Raw genomic sequence first — 25,053 nt, forward strand, 5'->3', positions numbered from 1 at the left:
CTGATGTCAGAACGAGATTTTTGTGTCTCCGATCGTCTCGATCAGCGGTGTAAGGTGAGATTCGTAGTTGCGCCATTTCTCTTTTGACGAGCGGTACAGCGGTTGGCGCACTTGCTGAACGCTTGCGGTGCGAACGCGGCGCGTTCCTTTGTAGAACTCGAGACAACGATCATCCCATTCGAGACCGCAAAAGGCGATCAGGCGTCGTGCTTCGGAATCGATGTCTTCGATCAGATTTTCATAGTGAATTGTGTGGAAACTGTCTTCTGGCAGCACAGCCTTCCAATGTCGCATAACACGTACATAGGCATTGAAATACCGGCCCAGCTCGACCTGATCATAGCTGTGAAGCTGGCTGCGCTGAAACACCCGGGTGAAACAAGACAGGCACGTATCCAATGGGTTACGCGCGATATGCACGATCCGTGCATTGGGCATGACCGCGTGGATCAAGCCAACCATTAGAAAGTTGGCAGGCATTTTGTCGACGATATGTGGTTTTCCAGGTGCGTGCGCATCGAGTTGCTGGAGATACCGTTGGGTACGTCTTGAAAGCTCACTCTCTGACAGGCTGGCGATCAGGCTGCCGGTCTTCTTGTTGCCGCCGCGCTGCTGATCGGCAAAAAGCTTGTGCAAATAGCTCAGCTCTCCGGCACCGAAAACATCCGGATGGCTGGCAAGGATTGCTTCGGTCAGGGTGGTCCCCGATCTTGGCATACCCACGACAAAGATCGGCTGACTGCTGTCGACGGCGCTTTTGCGCAAGTCGGCAATCAGCTCCGGCGTAAAGCTCGAAATCAGGTCCCCGGCGGTTTCCTCGATCTCGTCAGCATCGAAATCGATCGTGCTGCGCTTGATCGCAGCCCCCTTTGCGAAATGCGGAAACGCTTTGTCATAGTGCTTGAGGTCCTCATAGCACTTTCCCAGCGCGTAATGGTACGAAACCGCCTGTTCGGGAAGCATCTTTTCGGCCTCGGGCAATGCCGTCAGCAATGCTTGAAAATCGGGGTTGTCTTCGGTGACCTTGTCCAGCCGGACCAGCGCGATCTGAGCATTCATCCGCGCGGACTCTTTTTCCGCAGCCTTGTTGAACCAGCGCCGGGCCGCATCAAAATTGCCGCGCTCCATTTCCAGATGGCCCAAGGCGATCATCGAAGCGGCAAAATCCGGTTTGAGCTCGAGTGTCTTTTCGTAATTGGCAAAGCCTGCATCTATGTCGCCCAGATGCGATTTACAGACGGCGATATAGTGATAGGCCGGCGCGTGCCCGGGATCTATGCGCTGCGCTTTCTCAGCCTCCAGAAGGGCAAGATCATGCAGGTTTTTTTCGGTCAGGACCTGTGCAAGGCCGACATAAGATTCGGGCTTTGCATCATCCAGCGAAATCGCATTGCGGAACCGGCGTTCGGCCTCGTCCCATTCGCTTTGCAAGACATGAAGCCGCCCGCGATTGCGATGCAGTTCCGCGGAAACACTGCCGCGCGCAAGGTAGTCATCGGCCAGCACCTGCGCCTCGTCGGCGGCCTCGGCTTCAATCAGAACGGATATCAGATTGTTGACGCTTTCCAGGTGATCAGGGCGCACCTCAAGAACCTGACGATAGAAAGAAATCGCCCCCGCCTGATCCTCGTTGTCGCGGGCGATCGAGCCAAGATTGTTCAATGCTGCGACAAGATCGGGCTGTAGCGCCAGCGCTCTTTTCTGGGACGCCTCGGCTTCGGACAGGTCGCCCATATCGTAATAGGCCAGCCCAAGATTCGAATGCGCGCTTGCAACACCGGGGGCAAGCTGAACTGCACGTTTGCCGACCTTGATTGCCTCTTCAGGTTTTCCGTTCGTGCGCAGCACCTCGGTGAAATTCGCCAGAAACCCGGCATTGTCCGGCTGCAGCCGGATCGCTTCGCGCATGGCATGTTCAGCCGGGCCGGGCTGACCCGTCTGAAACGCGATCACGCCAAGAAGCTGATGCGCGGGCGCATAGGTGGGGGCCGCCTGCAGAACCTGGTTGAGGACATTTACCGCCTGTTTCAGCTGCCCCGCTTCATAGGCCTGAAGCCCCTGATTGTAGGCCTCGCCGACGGGCAGGGTCTGGTTCTTTGACATCCAAGTAACTCCGGACTGGCGCGCGACGAAGGCTTAATCTCTACGCCGCAAAGTTGCCGCATTGTGTTGCAGTTTTCCTACGGATTTCCAACAGCAACCGATCATCTTATGCAATGCAAAACTGGTAGATTGCATATTTGTTAACGGCTTTTTAACAGCTTGTAAGCGGAGCCGATCGCGTAGGCGCGGCGAGCTTCGAACAAAAAAGACAAAAAAATCTAACGGGATAGTATATGTCTAACAATGGATCGGGGGCGGACGCCTCCAAGCTCCGTGGGGGGCGCCTTTTCAAATGGAAAGGTCAAATCGTCAGTGCGGCACCCGCTGCGTTGCTGGCACAGGTATCGATGATCGCGCTGTCCACCGGGGCGGTATACGCGGACACGATTTCGACGGTGGTCACGACCCCTCTTACCACTTCGTCCGATAGGGATCACGAGATAACCGAAAGCGGCGCGATCGAGATCACGTCCACGGCCGCCGCTGCCCTTACAATTGCGACGGATTATTCCAGCACAGCAACCAATAACGGGACAATTTCGGTCGTTGCGTCCGATACCGATACCGCGACAGGCCTGCGGCTGGATGGGGATCTGCTTGAAGGCGGTGAACTGGTGAACAACGGCACCATCTCGCTGGATATCACGGGGTCGGATCCGCAGGATATCTATGCGATACAGGTCAACGGTGACGTTGCCGGTTCAATCGTGAACAACGGCACCATCGAGATTGATGTGGAATCGACGAATGACGACATCGAGGCCTGGGGTATCTATGTCGACGGCGACCTTACTGAGACCGGTGAAATCATCAACACCGGCACGATCAAGCTCGATGGGCTAATCGACACCGCTGCTGGAAGCACCGCGTCACTCTATGGCATCGCTGTCGATGGCGATGCCGGGGGCCTGATCAAAAACACGGGTACGATTGATATCCGCTCGAGATCATTCGCCGACGAATATGCCTATGCGTGGGGGATTTATGTCGAGGATGATCTGCTGGAAACGGGTCAGATTTTAAACTCCGGTACCATCAAATCCGTCGCCATAACCAAGATCGACAGTACCGCGTCTGCTTCGGGGATTTACGTCGATGGCGATGCGGCCGGTGTGATCGTGAACACGGGCACGCTGGATATCATGGCGTCGGCTCCGGAAACTTACGAAGCGACGGCTTATGGTATTCATGTCGATGGTGATCTGTCGGGCCGGATTGAAAACAGCGGTACGGTCAAGGTCACAGCAATTGCGGTTGAATCCGACGCTTCGGCTTATGGTATCCACGTCGATGATGATGTGCTTGAAGGCGCGACCATCATCAACAGTGGTACAATCACCGCTTTTGCAAGTGCCGATACCGACGATGAAGCCTACGCGGGCGGTATGTATCTAAAAGGTCTTGTATCCGGAACCGTGATCAACTCGGGCACCATTACCGGTACCGCCGAGTCGCTTAACACCGCGAGCGAAGCAACAGCGACGGGCATCTATATCGGGGATGACGTCTCGGGATCAATCATCAACTCGGGGACCATGACGCTGCGCGCCGAGGCGGCCGAAGACTCTGCCACGGCAGCCGGCTTGTATCTGACCGATGACCTGAGTGGGACTATCACCAATTCCGGCATCATCACCGCGACGGCGATCTCGCACGATTCCGAGGCCGAAGCATATGGCGTATACGTCGACGACATGCAGGGCTCATTCTCGAACACCGGAGAGATCACCGCCCATGCAACCGGCGCCACCGGAGCCCGCGCGGCAGGTATTCAGTTCGACAATTTCGATGGCACGATCAACGATCTGGGGACCATTCGCGTTTCGGGAAATGACGAGGTTTATGCCGTCTATCTGGGAACGGGTTCGGGCACGCTCAACGGCGACACCAAGGATGACGCCCAGGGCATCATCCGGGTCAACGCGCACAACGTCAATCTCGACGCGCAGGGCGGCAGCGCCGTGTTCCGCTTTGAAGATGTGGCCCCCGGCGCAGGCGCGTTCGTGACAACCGTGTCCGACGAAAGCTCGGCTTGGTTTGTCGACGATGAGGGCGGATCGGCACCGGTTTATGCGGCTGTTGATGCGGACGACATCGCGTTCTCGGGCGATATCGTGGCCTTCTACGGAAGTGTGGTCGGCACCAGCGGCAACGCGCTGAACTATGCGTCATCACCGCAGGTCGCGCAGGGCGCAACCGCGTTCGGCTTCCGGCCCTATGCGATGATCAACGGGGAATATCGCGAATTCGACATGGATTCCGGTGCCGAGACGGACGTATCGCTGCTGAATGGCAGCGCCGGCTTTAGCGGACGGATGGACAATGGCCTTGCATTGGCCGTTGGCATGGGCGTGTTCACGGCGGACGGCGACAACCCCTCGACCGACTTTGATACGACCGGCTTCTACCTGGACGCTGCGGTGGGCCGTCAGTTTGGTGGCTATACGCTCGAGGCGGGGCTTGGCTATGGCTGGCTCTCGACGGATCGCACGCGCCATATCGGCGGCGGCGACGATGCACATGCCGACTATAACAGCAGGTTGCTGACGGCGCATGTCGCGGTTGAGCGTGGTTTCAACGTGAGTGGCGATTTCGAACTGCTTGGTTTTGCAAGCGCCCGCTATACCAACCAGAAAGACGATGGCTATACCGAAACACGGTCGGCCGCCAACGCCACAGTCGGCGATGTCACCACCGAGGTCGTCGAAGCTCAGCTGGGTATGGAGATCGAGAGGCAGTTCGAAAACGGCGGCATTCTGAGCGCGCAGCTGAGCGGTATTCTGCGGCGTGATCTGGGAACCAGTGAAACGGATGTGACCGTGTTCTCTACGACCCAGTCGCTGGTCTTTGCCTCGACCGACTTCACTGGCGCCCGCGCCGGGATCGGCTTCGAGAAAGAGGTGGTTCAGGACATGCTGTTCGAGCTGAATGCCGAGCAGGAAATCGGCAGCGACGCGCAGGGCCCGTTCCTGCGCGCCGGGCTGCGCTGGTCATTCTAACCACGACCCTGTCTGCGGCACCCTTCTAAGCGGTGCCGCAGAAACCGCCCTGGGGATGGTCGGGACAGAGTTTCTGGCTGTAGCGGACACCTGTTCTTGCGTCTTTAGATCGTCAGCAGTTATCCCAACTGCATCGGCCCGGATATCTGACGACAAGCACGCACCTGTTTCTTGGGTTTACGAGAGTTGGCATTTTCGGGAACTTGGTCCGAAGCATCTTACCGGGAGAGCAAACTATCGCGACTTCTCGAGGAATCATCAGGCGTTGTTCCGAGAGGCTATCAATTTCGAGCAGGACCCGGACTTTCTTTCAGAGCCTTAGCATGGAGCGCGCTCAGCCACACTATTCTGGGTTAATAGCAGTCTTAGCGTTCTCGCGGATCGTCGCATTGCCCAAAGCACCACCGCTGCGATAAGAGCTATTATCAATAGAGCCGCAGACAGCTAAGATGGCCGTTGGAAAAACACACGGCGAGGGGACATTCTCGAATGCTTGCAAATCCTCCAACGCTGCGCGTTGGTTTCGAAGATCAGTGAAGACCCTTCTGGTGATATCCTTGTCATTAATGGCGGCTTCGGCGCTGTCTGCTCAGGAAATCGCACTGGGGGATGGTCAAAAACTGTTTACCTACGAATGGGACGATCAACGCCTAAGGACACATGATCTTGAAGCTGTTTTGACTTTTGAAGGGCAAGACAGCGAACCAGTTTATCGGATCGTACTTTCTGAACCAGCGGCTGGAATACGCACCACCCAAACTTTCCCGCAAGAGCCGGGACAGCTGGAATTAGCAGCATTCAATCGCGCGAACTACTGCGGCGAAGACATCATCTTTTTGACTGTTCGATACGCACCACCGCGCTTTGCGGATATCAGGCAATTTCGGTTTGAAACTCATGCGTTTCATGCTGGTACGCTTCTCTATCTGGATTCAGTCCCGCTCGCATTTGAAGCAATCGCGCTTCAGGAAATCGGCGCCGATCTCGGCTGGCGTTACATTGCCCCACAACCCTATCAGGTAAGGTGCCAAACTGGCCCAGAGAGCTTTGCGCTTGAGCTCGTCGAAAGTGGTGAAACGCCGTAACTTCAATTTCACCCTGCCAGTTCCCTGTTCGAGTAGCCCCCCCGACTATAGGATTCGAGGGGGCGCATCATGATCTGCGCCGACCGCTGACCTAGCGGTAACGATACCCCCAACATTGACCGCCTTGCCAATCCTAAGCGGGGCATAACCCGAAGGTCTGAAAGTCAAAAGAGCAAACGTCACCAGGCGGGCTTTCCAAAGGCGCTTATTCCAGTGATCAATTTGGTGGTGTATCGAGAGGGGGATTGCTCAAGAGCGAACCGCAACAACGACCGACCTACCATATTCGGAGTAGAAAATTGCCTCCAGCGAGTTGAAGATATCCTCAATGCTAATTCTCCTTGGGGTTTGGACGCGAGTTCATCTACTCCCGTTGTTCAGCCCCACCTAGGAGGTCAAAATTGATTGTTAGTGCGTAGTGGGCCGCCGAAATCGCCCCTTATCTGGTTCTCTGTCATCAAGCACATCCTGCTTCTCCAAAACCGGGTCTGATAGAAGGTGTCTCGCAGGCACGTGCATATCTATACTCATGATCAGATCGCAGAACTGCGTGACAAACGTGCGAGCGGCACTCGGATCAAATATGCACATGACTGAATGCGGCCTCTCCTATGCTACCTTCTGCCCCTATCTTACCGAAATGGAGCCTAGGCGCGACTCTGTAGCCCCGGTCTGAGCCTAGCACCTCGTTCTGCACCCCGCCGCAATCGACCTTGGTGGTGCAGCTCACCGCAAAGGCACCAAAGCGACGACGTTCAATGGTCAAAAGTTTGCAACAGATTCCGGGTTGATTCTTGTGCCAGCCGAGGGATAGGACCGAGGAGTAAATCTTGGAGGCATTATGGGACTGTCGAAATCAATTCGTCGGCGCTTGCAAATAGTTGAGGGTGATTCAATCTCGACATCTTTGAAAATTATTTTTGCAGATCGAGAAACAAGACGTGCGTACGAATACAGTAAGTTCGGGCGCTATCTGAGCGAAGACGAGCTTTCATCCAGCGGTCAATTTCGAACTGAAGCAGATGCAATATCCGCAAATTTAGATCCCATTTGGTACGCGCAAACCCATAACCTTAGTCAATCACAGTCTTGTTTCGATCACTATCGTGATGAAGGACGAAAGTTTGCATTCGCACCCAACAACGCTCTTGCGGGGGAGGACGGGAAGTCACTTTCTGCTTGGGGTTTGGAATATGTGGTTCGGTGCGGGATAAAAATTGGTTGCCGAGGGGAACATGCGTTGTCTCCCGATGACGACCAAGTGTTGGACCCCTTCAAAATTACAAACTCGGGCGGAAAGAAAATCGCCGTCGTCACTGCCATCTTCGGTGACTATGATGGTCTGATGCCGTTTGATCCAGCATGGAAGAACGCATCGGAGTTTTTCGTATTCTCGGAAAGGAAATTCGACTCACTTTCTGGCTGGCAACAGGTTCATTCGCCGTATCACCATGTCGATCCTCGTCGTAGGGCGCGCTTCGTAAAGCTATGCCTTCCAGTTTTTTTCCAAGATTTCGAATGGGTTATTTGGGTGGATGGAAACGTATTACTTTGTCGAGATCCTGAAGATGTGATCGCAGGCATTAGCGACACAGCATTCGACTTTGCAACTTTCAAGCACTCTTCTCGCGGCAGCATAATTTCAGAAGCTGCGGCATGTGCCAGGTTGGGTAAGGAGAATGCGATAGAACTCGCTGAACATCTTGCGCGCATCGATTACCCCTCTAGAAAAAAAACCGACAACCTGTATGAGACAATGGCAATGGTTCTGAGACCATCATCTTCCGCGGTGCAGAAAATGTTTGCTAAGTGGTGGGGTTTGTTGTCGAGGGGGTCTAAACGAGACCAATTGTCTCTTCCGCTGGCTATGGCGGAAGTTCCCGAGATCAAGTTTACGCCGCTGACTGAGACTATTGATTGTTCTGCCGAATTCTTCCGAATGAAACACTACGCAAAATCGGACAAAAAATAATGCACACCCCGACAAGCAGGACCCCTGCAGATGTTATCGTTTGTGTTCACAACAGCTTTGGCGATGTGAAAATTTGCCTCGAATCCGTCTTGCCTACACTCGGGCCCGAAGATCGCCTAATTATTGTCGACGATGGGTCGGAAGCACAGACAAAGGAGTTCTGTGAAGCTGTCGCGTCTAACAACTTAGACCATGTACTTTTGATCCGCCGTGACAAAGGTAGCGGGTTCTGCAAGGCCGCCAATGAAGGTTTGAGGCAGAGTGATCGTGATACAATCATTCTCTTGAACAGCGACACGATCGTTGTGGGTGATTGGATCAACAAGATACACAATTGTCTGCACGCACACCCGCTTATTGGAATCGCGGGACCGCTCTCGAACGCGGGTGGGTGGCAGTCCATTCCTGACATGCCAGGTCCGAATGCGTCTCCAAACCTGGTCAAATCGGACACTGAGACACTGCAATCAATTAACAAGTTCTGCGCTGAAATTGCTACTCGATTCACGTATCCGGTCGTTGAACAAATCAACGGGTTTTGCCTGGCAATCAAAAGGACTGTTTTGGAGACTGTAGGCCTCTTCGATGAGGTCCGGTTTCCTAAAGGGTACGGTGAGGAAAACGATTTGAATCTACGCGCCCAAGAGGCAGGCTTTTTGTGCGCCGTGGCGACAGATTGCTTCGTTTATCATGCTAAAACAAAGAGCTATTCTTCCGAACAAAGGAAGAAACTCACGGAAAATGGTCAGGCACAACTACGTGCGTTGTATGGCGAGAAACGGATAAAGAACGCTGTGCGCGGAACGCAACGAAATCCAATACTGCTTGAAATTCGCTCGATTGCCCGAGATGTATTTCAGGAGAAAGCTTGGACGATCAGCACACAGGAAACGCAATAACAACGTCAGGCCCCACTCATTGCACGGAAATCAAAGGCCGATCAATGCGCGCTTGGCGCGTGAGCAATTTTGGGGCCCCTCGCTCGGCGCACTTGCCCGAAACGTCGACAACGAAAATTGACACCGGACCTACTAGCCTCCCGCTACTAGTTAGGGTGCCTCGGGACTTCCGCAAAGGGATATTCTAACTTAATCCAGCAGTCGTTCGAGATACTTACCGTACGAGGACTTTGCGTACAATTGTGCCCGCTTGGCCAGAGCTTCGTCGTCGATCCAGCCGTTCGCCCAGGCGATTTCATCTAGGCTCCCGGTTTGCATACCTTGCCGGTCGGTCAGAGTGCGCACAAAGTTGCCAGCATCCAGCAAAGACCCATGGGTGCCTGTATCCAGCCAAGCAAAACCGCGACCCATTTTCTCAACTCCCAGCAACTCTTCTTTCAGATACATTTCCAACAGCGATGTGATCTCCAACTCACCGCGCGCCGAGGGTTGCACCTGACGGGCACGAGCGGGGGCGTCGCCATCCAGAAAATACAGTCCGGTCACCGCATAATGTGAGGGTGGAACCTTGGGTTTTTCGATGATAGCACGCGCCCTTTTGCCCTCGAAATCCACCACACCGTAACGTTCGGGATCGGACACGCGATAAGCAAAGACCGTGCCTCCCTTGTCCTTAATGTCCGCCTCGCGCAAAAGGTCGGGCAGGCCGTGGCCGAAGAAGATGTTGTCACCCAGAATCATGGCAGACGGTGCACCGTTCAGGAAACCCTCTGCCAGAGTATAGGCCTGTGCCAGCCCGTCGGGAGATTTTTGCGTGATCCATGTCAGCGACAGGCCGTATTGGCTACCGTCCCCCAACAGTCTTTGAAACTGATCCTGATCCTGCGGTGTCGTGATGATCGCGATCTCACGGATATTGGACAACATCAGAACGCTTAAGGGGTAAAAGATCATCGGCTTGTCGTATATCGGAAGCAACTGCTTTGAGATCGCCATAGTGATTGGATAAAGCCGGGTTCCGGACCCTCCGGCCATAATAATGCCTTTACGCTGCATAAATGTTCCTCTCAGAATTTCAGTCGCCGCCTTCTGCAAGCTCGGCCAGAACATGGCCCAAACCCGTTTTCCAATCAGGCTGCGGAATGTTAAAAATATCAGCCAGCCGCGAGCAATCCAGTCTTGAGTTCAAGGGTCTGGGTGCCGAGGTCGGATAGTCACTGGTTTGGATGTCCTGAATCTGAACATCCAAACCAGCCTGTTGAGCAATTTCGCACGCAAAACCGGCCCAGCTCGTATCGGGCGTTCCAGAGTAATGGAACAACCCGCCTTCTTTGGTGATCCCGGCTTTGGCCATGACCAGGAGGGTGTCGGCAATATCGGCCGCCGGGGTCGGCCCGCCGATCTGATCAGCTACGATTTTCAGGTGGTCGCGGTTTTGAGCCAGCCGCAGGATGGTCTTGACGAAATTCTTACCATGGGCGGAAAAAACCCAACTCGTGCGCAAGATGGCATGCCAGCCCCCTGCCCCTGCCACCTGAGCTTCACCGTTCAGTTTGGAGCGGCCGTAAGCACCCAAGGGCGCCGTCGGATCTAGTGTTGTCCACCGGTGCGTACCGGAACCGTCAAAGACGTAGTCGGTTGAGATATGAAGAAACGGCAGGCCGCGCTTCGCCGCGGCCCGGGCCATCGCTCCGGGAGCGTCGCCGTTGATCAGTCGGGCCAGATCGGGTTCGTCTTCGGCCTGATCGACGGCTGTATAGGCGGCTGCATTGATAACCACCTGCGCGTCGGTCTGGGTCACAATTTGAGCGCAAGCGTCGGGATCGGAAAGCTCAGCAGCGTTGCGGTCCAGCGCTACAAGTGAAACACCATGCAACCGGGCGCGCCGATGCAGTTCGGTCGCCACTTGACCGTTGCGGCCAAAGACCAGCGCCTTCATCCTGCGGTCCCCAGGCGCTGGCCCACTCCACTACGCGTTTGCAAGGCATGCAGCCAGTCGCCGTTGTCCAGATACCACTGCACCGTCTGCTCCAACCCGGTTTCTGGGGTGTAGGAAGGGCGCCAGTTAAGTTCGGTCCGGATGCGCGTCGGGTCGATCGCATACCGGCGATCATGTCCTGGTCGATCGGTGACAAATGTAACCTGATTGGAGTATGGTGCTGCTGCCGGTTTCAGCCGGTCCAGAATGGCGCAGATCATTTCGACCAAATTCAGGTTGGTCATCTCATTCTCGCCGCCAATATTGTAGCTGCGCCCGGTTTCACCATGCTGTAAAACCAACAGAAGGGCCTCGGCGTGGTCTTCCACATGCAGCCAGTCGCGAATATTGTCCCCTGCCCCATAGATTGGAATAGGTTTGCCCGCCAGCGCGTTCAGGATGACGACCGGGATCAGTTTTTCGGGAAACTGATAAGGTCCGTAATTGTTCGAACAATTGGTCAGCACAGTCGGCAGGCCATAGGTTTCGCGCCAGGCCCGCACCAGGTGATCAGACCCGGCTTTGGATGCCGAGTAAGGTGAATTGGGTTGGTACGGGCTGTCTTCAGTGAAAAACCCGTTCTCACCGAGCGAGCCAAAAACCTCGTCAGTCGAAATATGATGAAAGCGAAATGTTCCCGGCCGCCCCGCTCGAGTCCAATAGGCGCGCGTGGCCTCAAGCAGCACATAGGTTCCCGTCACATTGGTGTCGATAAACGCAGCAGGACCGTCGATTGAACGGTCAACATGGCTTTCGGCAGCCAGATGCATGATCGCGTCAGGGCGGTGCCGGTCCAGAATTGCCGCCATCGCATCAGCGTCACGGATATCAGCCTGCTCAAAACTGTAGCCCGGCGTGTCCGCGACCAGGGCCACATTGTCTAGGCAGGCCGCGTAGGTAAGAGCGTCAACATTGACGACCTCATGCCCGTCCGAGATTGCCCGTCGAATGACAGCAGAACCGATAAATCCTGCTCCACCCGTTACAAGGATCTTCATTAGGCAGCCTCGAATGCAAAAGGGGTGTCCAGGTCGCGCAAAAGAGGTGCCACCTTATCTTTGTTTGATAGGCGCGGCTCAGCCCCATACAGCGGCCATTCAATTCCAATATCGGGATCATCCCAGCGAACCGCGCCCTCCGCTTCCGGCGCATAGGTATCGGAACACTTATAGACAATCTCGGTATCCGGCTCCAGCGTCACGAATCCATGGGCGAACCCGGCGGGAACCAACAGCATTCGGCCATTCTCAAAGCTCAACTCTGCCCCGACCCACTGACCGAAACTGGGTGAGCCCTTTCGGATATCAACGGCCACATCAAACAGCCGCCCACGTCCGCAGCGCACCAACTTGGCTTGAGCCCGTGGGGGCGCTTGAAAATGCAAGCCTCGCACCGTTCCCACAGCCTTCGAAACCGAGTGGTTGTCCTGCACAAACACTGTTTCAATACCGTGGCGGGTAAAGTCGATCTGGTTATAAGTCTCTTCAAAAAAACCACGATCATCGCCAATACGGCGCGGCGTGATCAGCCTAATATCCGGGATGGCAAGAGACACTAGTTCCATAGCTGTTAGCTTTCTTTCCCGCAATTTGTGCTAAGTTCAAGGACGACTTTCTAGCAGGTGTTGCGGTGCCGCCAAGGGGATAATTGACGTCCAATATTTTTACGACCCCAGAGAGGGAAGGCCCGAAGTACGACAAGCCTGGACGGTCAATCTTCCTGCATTGCATGGTGGGTCGTAGCTTAACGGAGCAGATGTTACCTTCATCGACTGAGTGGCTGACAAACCAGGCTGGGGCGGAGATCAGCTCTGCAGAAGAAAGACTTGAGGCTTTACTTTCTTCACGGTCAAGGGGCGGGGGCTTCGACTCTTGAGATCTTGTTTCGCCAATAACGGCCAACGGTGAAGCTGCGCGCGCCGTTTCGCGAAGGTTTTGGACTCCAAGAAACGCTTTGCCATCTGAGGATATGTGGCAATGCACTTTGATTGCAAAACATCCAGATGGTCGGAGAACGCATCGACTGAACCCATGTTTGGCACAGGTTTGCCCATGGTGACATCTAGATTATCGATAATGTCTGCTTGAATGTTGTTGGGAGACTCTTCTCCAAAATAGATGTAGTCCGAAAGACTTTCCGCTACATCTCGTTCTTTTGGGGAGATGTCAAATACCTGAGAAGCATTTGCAATGTCATGCGAAATAGCGTTGGGAATTATTGACTCCTGGATGTTGTCCTGCGGATAGATTGGATTATACCGCATAACGGGTACGCCAGCCATGAAACCTTCAATCGCAGTGGTGCAGCCCGTATGGATCATGCAGTGGCAGGATGGAAAAAACGCTGTCGTAGGTCGCTTAGTTTCAACTTTGACATCCAAATCAAACATAGCGTCTTCCCAAAACATCATATCTTCGATCGGATGAGGTCGTAGAACAATCTTAAATGGCTTGCCGCGCTGGTTATTCTGCGTCGCCAAATCCCGTATGAAGTCGACGTATTGCTCGATTAACGCGCCATAATATTTCTGACGGCTTTCGAGGAAACGACGATCTTCGAGCCCTGTTTCCGTTCTCTGTTTCTCGACCATCTCGACATAGGTCTCGCGAATGGTTTTCGATAAATTCGCTGGTCCGAAATTGGTATTAATCAGAATTACATCGCGTTTTCGATCTTTGCTGCACGGCGACGGGTGGATGCGAGCATTGCCTGTCATGTGCAATTTGGTCGAAATTTGGGGAAATGTATTTGCAAGAATATTGTGTTGCAGCGGGCCCCAAGTAAAGATTGCATCAATCTGGTCAAGAAATTCGCCAGTACCGATGCGATGACGCAAATACCACCGCGAAGATAGGAAAATCAAACCTTCTTCATCTAAGCAAACGAGACGCGTCCCAACCTTCTTTGCCGGCATGAGTTTTTTCTCGATGACGGAGTCGCTATGAGCTTTATAAAGTAAAACTCCTCCTCCCAACTGATGGGCAAGATTCACAACATCATTGAACCGCCCTAGGATAACTTCCCAGTCTTTGGCGACCATTTTTGCAGTCAGGTCAAGCCGCACGTCAAATTCTCGGTTTTGAATTTCGATGGGGAGGTAGATCCGTTTTTCAACGTCCCAGGGTTGACGTTGCCTCCTGAAATCAGGCCACTAAAGAAATATTGGGTATTCAAGTTGATACACACTCGGATGCTAACTGATACATCGTTGCCAATGATGTGTTAGACTTAAAAACCTTGAGGATGGAGCGCAGGCAACTATGCGAAGGAGGCGTTCGTCTCGTGCTGACAGTTTGGTAAAGCACCGCGCCGTTAACGCCGAACGGCAGACATTCTTGTCAGCTTCCAAAAGCTATGACGAGTATGATGCGCGCTCCAGAAATTTGATATGTCCTAACTGCGCGAGTGCCTGCAACACATCTATTTCCATCTCTGGGTCGCAATGATTCTGCGTGTATTTAGCCATGTCGTAGGCTACTACAGCATTGTCGGAAAATCGTACTGACGTGGTCGCCCCCTCCACTTCCATTGAGAAACCTGCGAGCGTTAAGCTTTTGGCGTTTGTGCAAGATATCAACATCGCCAGTGCCACGATACCTGATCGCGGTGGTTTGCTTGTTTTGTTCTCAGTTTCCAGCGCGGGCACCTGTTCGGATAGAACATCAAACGCTCGTTTCGGAAACTTCTTTTCATAAAAACTACAATCCGCGCTCTGGTCTTTAAAAAAAGATCTGTTCTTTTCTGACGATAGGATAAAAGTGTCGTGTTCAAGGTGCTGCATCGCCTCAACGTGGCGCTCCAGCATCGTTGCGCCTACAAACCTCACATCCGTTCGCGTGCCGAGGTCCTGGCTATTTTTGGATGGGTCGGTAAGATTGAGCCGTATGACAACGTCGAAACGATCAATCTCTGCACCCAGGTTCTGCCCCAGCAGGTTGGGAGAATTGCCAACCAGAACCACAGAGCGCCGTCTGAAGCGTTTATACCATCGATAGAATTCCACTGAGGTTAGCATCGCGTTCGGATCTGCGGCAAATATCTTCTCATATTCAGCTTTGTGTTTGCGCCATCGTTCCCGAGACTCGCTGAACTTGCTGTAAAAGCTAGCAATCATTTTCACCACACAATTACGTCCGTTGGGAGGGGCACTGAGCAAAAGTTTCTGCGGCGCACCGAGCGTTCATCTACGCTTGGCAAACTGCAAAGATCGTGTCGGTTCGGTCTATTTTAGAAAGCTGGGCTTCGTATTCATGATCGAGTGTCTCGGACACTAAGAAACTCCAGTGCGCCTGACCTCCGGGGGCGCCTTTTGCGAGCCAATACAGATGATTGGCAAGCGGATAGCGTTGCAGACCGCTCACTTCGATGTTGTTGAAACCTGCGCATCGCAGCAGACTGGCAAGGCTCTGGCGCGTATGCAGAACCAGATGCTCGCTCCAAAAGGTGAATTTCTTGAACGCATCGCAATCATAGGTATGAATCAGAGCATCGCGGGCGTGCGGGACTTCGCAGATAAGGGTGCCACCCGGGCGCAGCTTGCGCCTAAGGTCCTCTGCCGTGCCGATTGGATCAGTTAGGTGTTCAAAGGTATGGAATACCGTGATGCAATCAAGTGAGTTGTCAGCGATGTCTTCGATGCTTCCCACGATTTCGTGGCCCTTGGAACGGCAAAAATGCGCCCGTTCCTCGTTGGGCTCAAGACCAACGGTACTTTCAGCGGCACCCGCCATCTCATCCAACATGCCACCCAGACCACTACCGAAATCAAGCCAGCGCTTGCCTTTGATATAGGGTTTGAAGACCTTGCTCCGGCGGGCATTGTCCTCCATCTTCGGCGTTTTGATAACCGAGTCCTGCACTATTGTGCCATTGGTCTCATTACGTTCAATGTAATATTGGATGTCAATGTGATCGAAGCGCGAGAGAACAATCACCTGGGTCACAGGATCAATCAAAACAGCGATGTCATCGTGATCGCGGACTTTGGGAAAGAACGGCTTCAATCTGTTCTGCGAGACACATTCACTGCGTTCCAACTGCACCATGAGCGGGTGTTTCATAGTCGAGGTTCTTTCGGTTTAAGTCGCCAGGGAACGGGCGATAGTCTGCATGTTGGCAAGGGAGCGCTCCCAACACAAATTCTGAGCTTCGGCGACGGACTGTCTCAAGCGCGCCGGGTTAGATGCGGCCTGATCGATGAAAGCATCGAGGGTTTCGGAAAACTGGGGGTCGCCGATATCGTGGCCCCATTCCGGGTGGCCAATGTCATCCAGGAAAAAGCGCATCTTGTTATGGCTGATTATGGAAAAGATAGGGCAGCGCATGCCAAAGGGAATCATCTGCGCGTGACCACGCATGCCCACCACGAGGTCAGGCTGGGTATAGTAGTCGATCACGTCCATGTAGCCAGCTTCGGTCAAATCGAATGTGTCAAAAGTAACGCCTTTGTCGGCGAGGTATGGAGCGACCTCAAGATCCTTGGTTTTATGCGCAACCAGATGGATTTGCCAACCTTGTTCTTCGGCACGTTTCATCGACAGGGCGATAGTCTCTAGCGCGGCTACTTTGGTCTCACCAAACCGCAAGGATTCGCGGTCGAAGGCGGTATTAAGGGTCAAGATCGGCTTAGTATTGGCCGGACGTGTTTCAGCGGCTCGCCGGGAGTCTGGGTACAATTGCCAGATCACCGTGGTTGGACACTGCTGAAGACAGATCCGTTCCGCAAGTTCTGCTTGCACATAAGATTTGACGGCCGCGATTGAGCCATGGTTGCGCAAGCCAAAAAACTTGCTCGCGCGCAGGGTCGCCGCAATATGTTCGGCGAAAACCGGATCAAAGTCCTCCTGCCCGCGGAACCGATTGTAACCCACTGCAAAGAAATATATCGGCACACGCAGTGCTTCGACCGCGGCAATCTCGCTATTCCATTGCCAGCCACTATTGGAAGTGTCGCTACCATCCTGATCTCGCAGCAAAAGTCCACCACCGCCGATAACAATACCGTCGTAGCTTTCATTAGCTACTTTAGCATCATCCACACTGAAAGGATCCCAAAGCTGGCGATAATCCCACGTGCAATCCGACACTTGATCTTCAAACAACGCACGCACAACGGGGAATAGCACCGTGTCCCCCGCGTTTTTGTTCTTTGAGTTATGGATGCCGATATGTAGCAGTCGTGGCATGATCTTTATTTACTCTCTTGGGCACGCGATGCTAATCTGATGGCCCTGTCACGAGGTCCGACCAGCCAGCGTTTTTGACCCAGCGCGCGAGCGCGAGATCTTCCGGTGTGTTGACGTCAATAGCACTAAGCGCGCTCATTGGAAAACCCAGAGCGCCGGGCAAATGAAATGTTTCTTCCGCTTTCAAAAGGTCGCTCCGTGCCAGAAACATTGCGCCTGTCACTCCGTAAAGCGATGCAACACCTTGACGCTGTTGATTGGGCGAAACGTCGGAAGCCACGCGTTCGAGCAGATGGCCATTCATATAGCGCAGGTTGGTCATATGTTTACCCAAATCCGTAACGCCAATCACCGCTGGGGCATTCGTGGTCAAGAACATTTGCGCCGCCTCTTCGACATGGCGGAAGGTGCGCAAGGGACTCGTTGGCAGCAGCATCATGACCCCAAACGGCAAATGTCCCTTTGACTCCTGGTACCAATCAAGTGCGTGCAGCACCGTATGAATGGCATGAACATTATCCTGGGCAAGCTCCGTCGGTCTCAAGAACGGTACGTCAGCGCCCCATTCTTTCGCTATTTCGGCGGTTTGCTCACTCTCGGTCGATACAATAACGGCATCAACCGCCTCTGCTCCTAAAGCGGCCTCTATCGTCCAAGCCAAGAGAGGTTTACCAGAAAACTCTACGATGTTCTTTCCCGGAATACCCTTGGAGCCCGCACGCGCTGGGATCACGCATAGAATGTCGCGATTGGAGGGCACAGCCGTCTCACTCATAGCGCGAAGGCCTTTTCGAGACGATCAAGCGCGATCCAGAAGCCTTTGCCTGCATTTTTGTGGCCCTGCCAAATCTCAGGAATGAATGTGGCCTCAGGGCAGGTTGTTGCCAGAGCACGCCCGAGCGCGACAAAGTCAATCTCGCCATCCCCGATTTGCAACCCCTCGTCGCGGGTGCCGCGGGCGTCTACGATATGCAGATGAGCTGAGTAAGGCCCAACCGTTTCTGTAAAGGTCTGAAGCGACAGGTGAAGCTGATTACACGCTAATTTCGAATGCGAGACATCGTAGCACAACCGCACGCCGTAACGCTCACAAAAGTCCTTAATCTCGTCCGGGCGCACAAAGAGGTTGTGATAACGCTGCCCACCAAAGTGCCAAGGATACGGCGGCATGGTCTGGATAATAATCTCGACACCATCTGCGTCGACTGCAGCCAACGCATCTGCCACGCGCGAATACATCTCAGGCCGGTCTTCATTGGTCAAGAACGTATCAGCGCTAAAGCCTCCTGCGTTGATTACGATCACTGGGCGCTCAGTCTTGGGAAAAAACGGTTTGAGTTTGCGAGTCTGATCAACCACGCGGCGCAATTCATCGATAGAACGCGAACGATAGGCCTCGTCCGAAGAGGCCAAGTCCATTATGTGATCACCTTCAAAAAGTTCCGGAGCATGTACGGCAAGGCCGCAGTCGAACGGTTCAGCGGCGTAGTCGTTAATATCGAGATCAAGGTCGCGGTAGCTAAAGTGGATTTCGACGAAGTCTACTGGCGCGACTGCAACCAACGTCTCAAGGTCATGGTAGCGCACAGGAATACCCCAGGGACGGTCAAACGCGTAGGCCCGGGGTGCAATTCCTTGTCCAGCGATATCGGTCTCGAAGAAAGGCGTACCGGTTTCAACATCACGCGCAAGAGTGGCACCGATCAGGTCCTCGAGACGTGAAGGCTGAAGTCCTTGTCCCGGACTCTTAACATCAATATCGGCCCGCGTGATAACGTGGCCTGCCTTTAGCTTACGTTTAGCCATCAGAGATTTTGCGAGCACCTCCCGATTGAGGCGCTCACCCTGAGACAACTTACGCGCCTCATTGTTGCCTATGGCATCTTCAACATTGCGAATGGCCTTAACCATGTCCCCAAATTCCTGCGGCAGAAGGCTCACTCGGTGGTCGTTACCCTCCAGCGTACGGTCAACGGTGAAGTGTTTTTCAATGATCTTTGCACCCATTGCGACTGCCGCAATACAGGCTTCGTAACCGCGTTCATGACCAGAATATCCGATTATTCCACCGCTGATGTCTTTCAAACGCGTCAGGTACGACAAGTTCACATCTTGCATTGGTGCTGGATAGGCTGAGTTGCAATGCAACAGAGCAAATTCCGCACCCTTGCTCTTGAGCAACCCGACAGAATCCTTGACCTCATGCTCGAATGACATACCGGTGGAAACAATCAAGGGTTTACCAGTCTGCGCCGCCGCAGCCAGCAGTGCATGGTTGGTCATATCCGCCGAAGAGATCTTGAAACCTGGTACGCCGTAGTCATTGAGTTGGCGCAGGCTTTCCTCTTCCCAAGGCGTACAAAGCGGGACTAGGCCTTGTTCACGCGAGTAGTCGAGGAGCTCGAACATCTGATCAGGCGCCAGCTGATATTTACGGAGCAGATCGTCAGTGTATTCGGCACCGAGATCGCCGGTCTTGTTAGCCCCCGCCGCGCCATAGAGCGAAGCAAAATCCCGCAATTGGAATTTGGCACAATCCGCCCCTGCCTGGACAGCGAGATCCACTAAGTGTTTGGCCAAATCCATATCGCCGTTGTGGTTGTTCCCAATCTCGGCGATCACGAACGCGGGGCAGCCCTCGCCGATATCGCGTTGGCCCATGCGCATCGTACCAACGTCGCCCCAAGCAATCGCAACCAGGCGCCCGCCGTCATCAACTAGCGGGATTGACGTGATCTTTTGCGAGAACAAGCTCTCAATATAGGAGGCGCTGTCGCCGACAGAAGCCCGGACACAAGAACTATTCATCACCTCCAATACGGGACGGTCTATGGAGATTTCGGGCAGCGAGACAATCCAGCGACGAAAGTCGCCATCTGTCAAAAGCCCCTTCAACATACCCGATGCCGTGACAACAAACACTTGGCGCGATTTGTTTTGATTAATCTTTACAAGAGCCTTGCGAACGGGGTCGGTGTCGACCACGATGTGCTGCTCCAGATTGCGCGAAAATCTCATATCGCCTCTCAAATTCGTTCGCCCGTAGTTCCTTGCCTAGGTCGATCTAGTACATTCATCGGAGGAGGTCTATCAAATCTCCACCTTAGCTAAAGTCAGTAACCTGATCGCATTGCCATGCACGGCTATACGCCTACGCAAAACAGTCGTTACCTGCCCGCTTTAGAGGTAGCCCAAGACATTTCCAAGTTGCTTGATATCGTTTGTGAAGAGCTGTGGATGGCGCTAGGCAGGTAGTGATCGCCAGGACAGGCCTCCATGGCAACCAAACACCGAGGTTGTCAGGAGAAAAAGCTGAGAAACGGCGCTTGGTTTACTCTTTCGAAAGGCGATAGACCCATCGGTGTGGGCACTGTGGATATGAAACAACGCGGTCCAGAGATCCGCCCAGTGCCCCCGATGCAATCCTCCTCAACCGCAGGCTGTGTGTTCGACCTCGTCACCTCCCTGAGCGGTCGCAAAAGCACGCCTCGCTCTGTTTGCGATACGCTCAAGGCGCTTGGGGATGAGCTCTGCACTTCTCCTACCTTCCAGTTATTATGTTGCATGTAGCCCTAATAGACACCCGCACCCGAGGTAAACTGCAGCGCACGCGACAGGAAAATATCGGACAAACCGTCATCATAGATCTTGCTAAAACAATCCACTTTCATCCTTGATCGGACGCAACCAAATGATGAAGTGGTGCCTCAAGAGGGACTCGAACCCCCGACCTTGTCCTTACGAAGGACCTGCTCTACCAGCTGAGCTATTGAGGCGCTGCGCAAGCCGTTTACCCGCAGGGCGCAGGCGGTGCAAGGGTGGATCGTGCCCGCACCCCGCGGTTGACCGGTTTGATTTCATCCCGCATCCTGCCCCCGTTGGGCCGGGCGTTGGGGTTCGGGTGTTTTATCAGATATTTGACAAGGTCATTTGAATGCCCGGAACGTCGCAGAAGACATATGTGCTGGATACTCATCGGATGCGCGACCCGGAACAGACCCTCGCCATCGTGAAGCCGTTCCTGCAGGGCATGGGCATCACCCGGATCGCCAATCTGACCGGGCTCGACCGGATCGGGTTACCGACGGTGATGGTGACACGGCCCAATTCACGCTCGGTCGCGGTGTCGCTGGGCAAGGGGCTGTCGCTGAGCGCTGCGCAGGCCTCGGGCGTGATGGAGGCGATCGAATCGTGGCACGCCGAGCGGATCGAACTGCCGCTGCGGCTGTGCAGCTATACCGATCTGGACCCCGATCACGTGGTTGATGTGGACCGCCTGCCGCGCGTGACCGGCGGGCAGTTCGATCCCCATAGGGCGATGTTGTGGGTGCAGGGGCGCGATCTGAACGCCGGGGCCGCCTGCTGGGTGCCTTATGAGATGGTGGATACGGATTACACCACCTCGGCCAGCGCGGCGAGCCGGGCGTTTCCGCGTACGACGAACGGGCTGGCCTCGGGCAATGACGTGACCGAGGCCAGTTGCCACGCGATCTGCGAACTGATCGAGCGGGACGCCACGACACTGTCGCACCACCGCGCAGCAACGCCGCGGGTGAATCCCGAAACGGTGGACGATCCGCGCTGCCGTCAGGCGATGGACCGGATCACCGCAGCCGGGCTGGATCTGGGGATGTGGGAGACGACCTCGGATGTCGGCATCGCCAGCTTTCGTTGCGCGATCTGCGAGGGCAACGAGGCGGCGGGTCATATCGGCATCGGCGATGGCTGTCACCCGGACCGCGCCATTGCGCTGCTGCGCGCGCTGACCGAGGCGGCGCAGACGCGGCTGACCTATATCTCGGGCGCGCGGGATGATCTGGACCCCGAAGAGTTCTCGGACGCCGCCCGCACATGGCGCAGCGGGTATGTGCGCGAACTGATTGATGGCGCGCCGGCGACGGGGGATTTCGGCGATTGCCCCTCATATGTCACCGCATCGTTTGGCGAGGATCTTGAGCTATTGCTGACGCGGTTGGCGGCGGTGGGCATGGATCAGGTGGTGACGGTCGATCTGTCCCGACCCGGGATCGACATCGGCGTGGTACGCGCGGTGATCCCCGGGCTCGAGGCCCCCCATGACGATCCCGATTTCATCGCCGGACCCCGGGCGCAGGCGGTATCGGCATGAGCGTGGTGATCTTTGTCGGCCCCACCCTGCGCCCCGAGGTGGTGCGGGCACATCTGGACGCCACTCTGCTGCCGCCCGTGCGGCAGGGCGATGTGTACCGCGCGGTGCGCGACCGGCCCCGCGCCATCGGGATCATCGACGGTTATTTCGACGGGGTGCCCTCGGTCTGGCACAAAGAGATTCTTTGGGCGCTGGAACAGGGCATTCCGGTTTTCGGCAGCGCCAGCATGGGCGCGCTGCGGGCGGCGGAACTGGCAGATTTCGGGATGATCGGCGTCGGGCAGGTGTTCGAAGGCTATCTGAGCGGCACGCTGGCCGATGATGACGAGGTGGCGGTGGTGCACGGCCCCGCCGAGCTGGGCTTTGTACCGCTGAGCGAGCCGATGGTGTCGATCCGCGCCACGGTGGCGCGGGCGCAGGCCGCCGGGGTGGTGCCGGATGCGGCGGCGCAGGGGCTGACGGACGCGGCCAAGGGGCTGCACTATCGCGACCGGAGCTGGGACAAGGTGATGGCAGCGGCGGACATGGCGGACGATCTGAGCGCATTTCGGGATTGGCTGCCCAGCGGTCAGGTGGATGCCAAGGGCGATGACGCCCGCGCAATGCTGGACCGGATGGCGCAGGCTCTTGCGGCGGACGAGACCCCCTCTGCCACGTCGCGGGTCGAGCGCACGCTGGTCTGGCGTGGATTGTGCGACCGGGTGGATTCGGAGCGCGCGCCCGAGGAAACGGATGCGCAGGGGCTGGTCGATGAGCTGCGGCTGAACCCCGCGCTTTATGCCGATCTGCGCGACCGGGCGGCGCTGAAGCTGCTGGCGCGGGACGAGGCGCATCGGATCGACCGCCAGCCCGACCGCGATGCGCTGCTGAAGCAGATGTCGGACCACCGGATGCAGGCCCGCCTGCCCCGGCAGGCCGATCTGATGGCGTGGCTGCAGGACAATGACCTGACCCCCGACCAATACGAGGCGATGCTAGCCGACCGCGCCCATAAGGATGCGGCGATCACCGCCCGCGCGGATGCGATGGACGCCGCCCTGCTGGCCGAGCTGCGCGAGCATGGCAGCTATGGCGCGCTGCGGGACCGGGCGCGGCGCAAGGTCGGTCATATCGGGGGGCTGGACCGGGTGAACGGCGCGGGCCGAACCCGGTCGCTGATCTGGTTTTTTGAAACACGGCTTGACCAGACGGTACCGGATGATCTTGAATCCTATGCAATCGCGCTTGGACTTGAGGGGCGCGAGGCGTTTCTTGATTTGATTGAAGCTGAATTCATGTTTTGCCACGCTGGTGGCGACCCCAAGGATCAGACGCCCTGAACAGGCGCAAAGATCCCGCCGGGACCATAACGGGAGGAGACATTGACGATCTGGCCCGACCCATCGGACGCTGAAACACCGGGCACCCGGTTCCTGCTGTATCCGCAATCGCCCTTTCTGGAACCGGATGCGCGGCCCGAACTGGTCGAGATCTCGGCCCCTCAGGGCAGCATCGGCGCAGGCCCTGCAGGGCCGCGCATGTATGCGTCAAACCCGGTGGGCAAGACCACGCCCTATGGCGCGATGATCCCCGGCCCGGGCGGGCCGCAGATGTATCTGCCGCCCTGGGACGGCTATATCCAGCCGCCGCCCGAACCGGACGCGTTTGGCAATTTCGCCCATATCGACCCCGACGATCCGTCCTTTGAGGCCGCACATCTGTTCGGCTCGGCCCATTTCACCATGGATGTATGGGAGGGGTATTTCGGCCGCCCGATCCCCTGGCATTTCGCCCGCGATTTCGACCGGCTGGAACTGTCGCTGCTGCCCAGCCTCGACAATGCCCATATCGGCTGGGGCTTTCTGGAAACCGGCGGCACCTGGGAGCATGGCGACGAATACCGCCCCTACAGCCTGAATTTCGACGTCGTTGCCCATGAGATCGGGCATTCGATCATCTACAGCGTCATCGGGATGCCCTCGGACGGGGATGCGGGGGGCGAATATTACGGCTTTCACGAATCGGCGGCCGACATGGTGGCGCTGCTGGCGTCGCTGCATTTCGGCTCGGTCGTCGAGACGCTACTGGAGAACACGCGCGGCAATCTTTACACCTTCAACCGGCTGAGCCGGTTTGCGGAACTGTCGGGCAATGCCCAGATCCGCATGGCCGCCAACAACCGCGTGCTGTCCGAGTTCGCCCATGGCTGGTCCAGCGAACACGCGCTGTCCGAGCCCCTGACCGGTGCGATGTTCGACATCTTCGTCGATATCTATCACGAACGGCTGCTGGTCCACGATCTGATCCCCCCCGAGATGGAGGACCTGTCGGACCGGCTGGAAGGATCGCCGGAATACAGCGCCGTGATGCAGCAGATGTTCGATGCCGCCTATGGTGCCAACCCCGAAGGTTTCCGCATCGCGCTGATCGAAGCGCGGGACTTTCTGGGCTCGTACCTGGCCGACGCGTGGGAGATGCTGGACGCGGATATGCTAAGCTATTTCGGGGTTGAAAAGGCGCTGCTGGCGGTGGATCACGAGATCACCGGCGGAGCCTTCCGGCAGATCATCGAGGGCAACTTCCGAATGCGTGAAATCGGCCTGGTCGAACCCGGCCCGCGGCTGGCCGAGGCCGATGCCGACAGCCACGCCCATTCGGTCCGCACCCAGGTTCCGTCATGAGCCCTGCAAGAGTCTTTGATTTTAAGATGTTTTGTGGCATTTTA

Annotated in this window: 18 protein-coding genes and 1 tRNA gene; 7 read left to right on the top strand and 12 right to left on the bottom strand. The window is 55.6% G+C overall.

Annotation, left to right across the window (positions count from 1 at the left end):
- Nucleotides 1–6 precede the first annotated feature (6 nt).
- Nucleotides 7–2,103, bottom strand: coding sequence for a sulfotransferase (locus ACR0J1_RS08090; RefSeq protein WP_480732076.1), 2,097 nt, complete (start codon nucleotides 2,101–2,103; stop codon nucleotides 7–9).
- A 395-nt stretch (nucleotides 2,104–2,498) separates the two neighbouring features.
- On the opposite strand from ACR0J1_RS08090, the gene ACR0J1_RS08095 reads away from it, so the two are divergent.
- The 4 genes from ACR0J1_RS08095 (at nucleotide 2,499) to ACR0J1_RS08110 (ending at nucleotide 9,058) form a co-directional block, all read left to right on the top strand.
- Nucleotides 2,499–5,102, top strand: a complete 2,604-nt coding sequence (locus ACR0J1_RS08095; protein WP_480732078.1) for an autotransporter family protein — start codon at nucleotides 2,499–2,501, stop codon at nucleotides 5,100–5,102.
- Nucleotides 5,103–5,551: 449 nt separating this feature from the next.
- Nucleotides 5,552–6,187 (top strand): hypothetical protein, encoded by a 636-nt coding sequence (locus ACR0J1_RS08100; RefSeq protein ID WP_480732080.1) that lies wholly within the window; start codon nucleotides 5,552–5,554, stop codon nucleotides 6,185–6,187.
- 841 nt (nucleotides 6,188–7,028) lie between these two features.
- Nucleotides 7,029–8,159: a glycosyltransferase domain-containing protein gene (locus ACR0J1_RS08105; protein WP_480732082.1), complete on the top strand. Its 1,131-nt coding sequence runs from the start codon at nucleotides 7,029–7,031 to the stop codon at nucleotides 8,157–8,159.
- A complete protein-coding gene (locus tag ACR0J1_RS08110; RefSeq protein WP_480732084.1) occupies nucleotides 8,159–9,058 on the top strand; it encodes a glycosyltransferase family 2 protein in 900 nt (299 codons plus the stop codon). The genes ACR0J1_RS08105 and ACR0J1_RS08110 overlap by 1 nt, the downstream gene beginning before the upstream one ends.
- A gap of 189 nt (nucleotides 9,059–9,247) precedes the next feature.
- Here the strand turns inward: ACR0J1_RS08110 and rfbA are convergent, their stop codons facing one another.
- The 11 genes from rfbA to ACR0J1_RS08165 all read right to left on the bottom strand — a co-directional run bounded on the left by rfbA (nucleotide 9,248) and on the right by ACR0J1_RS08165 (nucleotide 20,997).
- Complete coding sequence (gene rfbA, locus ACR0J1_RS08115) at nucleotides 9,248–10,114, bottom strand: glucose-1-phosphate thymidylyltransferase RfbA (RefSeq protein ID WP_480732086.1); 867 nt, start codon at nucleotides 10,112–10,114, stop codon at nucleotides 9,248–9,250.
- Between the two features lie 19 nt (nucleotides 10,115–10,133).
- Nucleotides 10,134–10,997 (bottom strand): dTDP-4-dehydrorhamnose reductase, encoded by an 864-nt coding sequence (gene rfbD / locus ACR0J1_RS08120; protein ID WP_480732087.1) that lies wholly within the window; start codon nucleotides 10,995–10,997, stop codon nucleotides 10,134–10,136.
- Nucleotides 10,994–12,034: a dTDP-glucose 4,6-dehydratase gene (gene rfbB / locus ACR0J1_RS08125; protein WP_480732088.1), complete on the bottom strand. Its 1,041-nt coding sequence runs from the start codon at nucleotides 12,032–12,034 to the stop codon at nucleotides 10,994–10,996. The genes rfbD and rfbB overlap by 4 nt, the downstream gene beginning before the upstream one ends.
- Nucleotides 12,034–12,600, bottom strand: a complete 567-nt coding sequence (gene rfbC / locus ACR0J1_RS08130; protein WP_480732089.1) for a dTDP-4-dehydrorhamnose 3,5-epimerase — start codon at nucleotides 12,598–12,600, stop codon at nucleotides 12,034–12,036. Before rfbC ends, rfbB begins: the two co-directional genes overlap by 1 nt.
- Before the next feature lie 240 nt (nucleotides 12,601–12,840).
- Entirely contained in the window at nucleotides 12,841–14,139 is a 1,299-nt protein-coding gene (locus tag ACR0J1_RS08135) for a surface carbohydrate biosynthesis protein (protein ID WP_480732159.1), read from the bottom strand.
- Between the two features lie 249 nt (nucleotides 14,140–14,388).
- The gene (locus ACR0J1_RS08140) at nucleotides 14,389–15,150 is read right to left on the bottom strand and encodes a glycosyltransferase family 29 protein (protein ID WP_480732161.1); all 762 of its coding nucleotides are present in this window, start codon (nucleotides 15,148–15,150) and stop codon (nucleotides 14,389–14,391) included.
- Between the two features lie 70 nt (nucleotides 15,151–15,220).
- Nucleotides 15,221–16,096, bottom strand: a complete 876-nt coding sequence (locus tag ACR0J1_RS08145; protein WP_480732090.1) for a class I SAM-dependent methyltransferase — start codon at nucleotides 16,094–16,096, stop codon at nucleotides 15,221–15,223.
- Nucleotides 16,097–16,114: 18 nt separating this feature from the next.
- A complete protein-coding gene (locus ACR0J1_RS08150) occupies nucleotides 16,115–17,221 on the bottom strand; it encodes a polysaccharide pyruvyl transferase family protein (protein ID WP_480732092.1) in 1,107 nt (368 codons plus the stop codon).
- Between the two features lie 31 nt (nucleotides 17,222–17,252).
- Nucleotides 17,253–17,996 carry an acylneuraminate cytidylyltransferase family protein gene (locus tag ACR0J1_RS08155; protein WP_480732093.1) on the bottom strand — a complete coding sequence of 248 codons (744 nt, stop codon included), beginning with the start codon at nucleotides 17,994–17,996 and terminating at the stop codon, nucleotides 17,253–17,255.
- Nucleotides 17,993–20,239, bottom strand: coding sequence for an N-acetylneuraminate synthase family protein (locus tag ACR0J1_RS08160; RefSeq protein WP_480732095.1), 2,247 nt, complete (start codon nucleotides 20,237–20,239; stop codon nucleotides 17,993–17,995). Before ACR0J1_RS08160 ends, ACR0J1_RS08155 begins: the two co-directional genes overlap by 4 nt.
- A 682-nt stretch (nucleotides 20,240–20,921) precedes the next feature.
- Nucleotides 20,922–20,997: transfer RNA gene (locus ACR0J1_RS08165), tRNA-Thr, on the bottom strand.
- Nucleotides 20,998–21,155: 158 nt separating this feature from the next.
- On the opposite strand from ACR0J1_RS08165, the gene ACR0J1_RS08170 reads away from it, so the two are divergent.
- Genes ACR0J1_RS08170 through ACR0J1_RS08180 form a run of 3 tightly spaced genes read left to right on the top strand, consistent with a single transcriptional unit; the run spans nucleotide 21,156 to nucleotide 25,009 of the window.
- On the top strand, nucleotides 21,156–22,349 hold the full coding sequence (locus ACR0J1_RS08170; RefSeq protein WP_480732097.1) for a YcaO-like family protein: 1,194 nt from the start codon (nucleotides 21,156–21,158) through the stop codon (nucleotides 22,347–22,349).
- Nucleotides 22,346–23,668, top strand: a complete 1,323-nt coding sequence (locus ACR0J1_RS08175; protein WP_480732099.1) for a TfuA-like protein — start codon at nucleotides 22,346–22,348, stop codon at nucleotides 23,666–23,668. The genes ACR0J1_RS08170 and ACR0J1_RS08175 overlap by 4 nt, the downstream gene beginning before the upstream one ends.
- 42 nt (nucleotides 23,669–23,710) lie before the next feature.
- Entirely contained in the window at nucleotides 23,711–25,009 is a 1,299-nt protein-coding gene (locus ACR0J1_RS08180) for a gluzincin family metallopeptidase (RefSeq protein WP_480732101.1), read from the top strand.
- Nucleotides 25,010–25,053: the final 44 nt, after the last annotated feature.

It is taken from the genome of Ruegeria sp. CJ3 (assembly GCF_056536725.1).

What these genes read in the sequence shown, in the direction of transcription:
- ACR0J1_RS08110 (WP_480732084.1), top strand. Translation starts at nt 8,159, where the DNA reads ATGCACACCCCGACAAGCAGGACCCCTGCAGATGTTATCGTTTGTGTT.
- rfbC (WP_480732089.1), bottom strand. Translation starts at nt 12,600, where the DNA reads ATGGAACTAGTGTCTCTTGCCATCCCGGATATTAGGCTGATCACGCCG.
- ACR0J1_RS08100 (WP_480732080.1), top strand. Translation starts at nt 5,552, where the DNA reads ATGGCCGTTGGAAAAACACACGGCGAGGGGACATTCTCGAATGCTTGC.
- ACR0J1_RS08145 (WP_480732090.1), bottom strand. Translation starts at nt 16,096, where the DNA reads ATGAAACACCCGCTCATGGTGCAGTTGGAACGCAGTGAATGTGTCTCG.
- rfbA (WP_480732086.1), bottom strand. Translation starts at nt 10,114, where the DNA reads ATGCAGCGTAAAGGCATTATTATGGCCGGAGGGTCCGGAACCCGGCTT.
- ACR0J1_RS08155 (WP_480732093.1), bottom strand. Translation starts at nt 17,996, where the DNA reads ATGAGTGAGACGGCTGTGCCCTCCAATCGCGACATTCTATGCGTGATC.
- rfbD (WP_480732087.1), bottom strand. Translation starts at nt 10,997, where the DNA reads ATGAAGGCGCTGGTCTTTGGCCGCAACGGTCAAGTGGCGACCGAACTG.
- rfbB (WP_480732088.1), bottom strand. Translation starts at nt 12,034, where the DNA reads ATGAAGATCCTTGTAACGGGTGGAGCAGGATTTATCGGTTCTGCTGTC.
- ACR0J1_RS08160 (WP_480732095.1), bottom strand. Translation starts at nt 20,239, where the DNA reads ATGAGATTTTCGCGCAATCTGGAGCAGCACATCGTGGTCGACACCGAC.
- ACR0J1_RS08170 (WP_480732097.1), top strand. Translation starts at nt 21,156, where the DNA reads ATGCCCGGAACGTCGCAGAAGACATATGTGCTGGATACTCATCGGATG.
- ACR0J1_RS08175 (WP_480732099.1), top strand. Translation starts at nt 22,346, where the DNA reads ATGAGCGTGGTGATCTTTGTCGGCCCCACCCTGCGCCCCGAGGTGGTG.
- ACR0J1_RS08105 (WP_480732082.1), top strand. Translation starts at nt 7,029, where the DNA reads ATGGGACTGTCGAAATCAATTCGTCGGCGCTTGCAAATAGTTGAGGGT.
- ACR0J1_RS08090 (WP_480732076.1), bottom strand. Translation starts at nt 2,103, where the DNA reads ATGTCAAAGAACCAGACCCTGCCCGTCGGCGAGGCCTACAATCAGGGG.
- ACR0J1_RS08150 (WP_480732092.1), bottom strand. Translation starts at nt 17,221, where the DNA reads ATGCCACGACTGCTACATATCGGCATCCATAACTCAAAGAACAAAAAC.
- ACR0J1_RS08140 (WP_480732161.1), bottom strand. Translation starts at nt 15,150, where the DNA reads ATGATTGCTAGCTTTTACAGCAAGTTCAGCGAGTCTCGGGAACGATGG.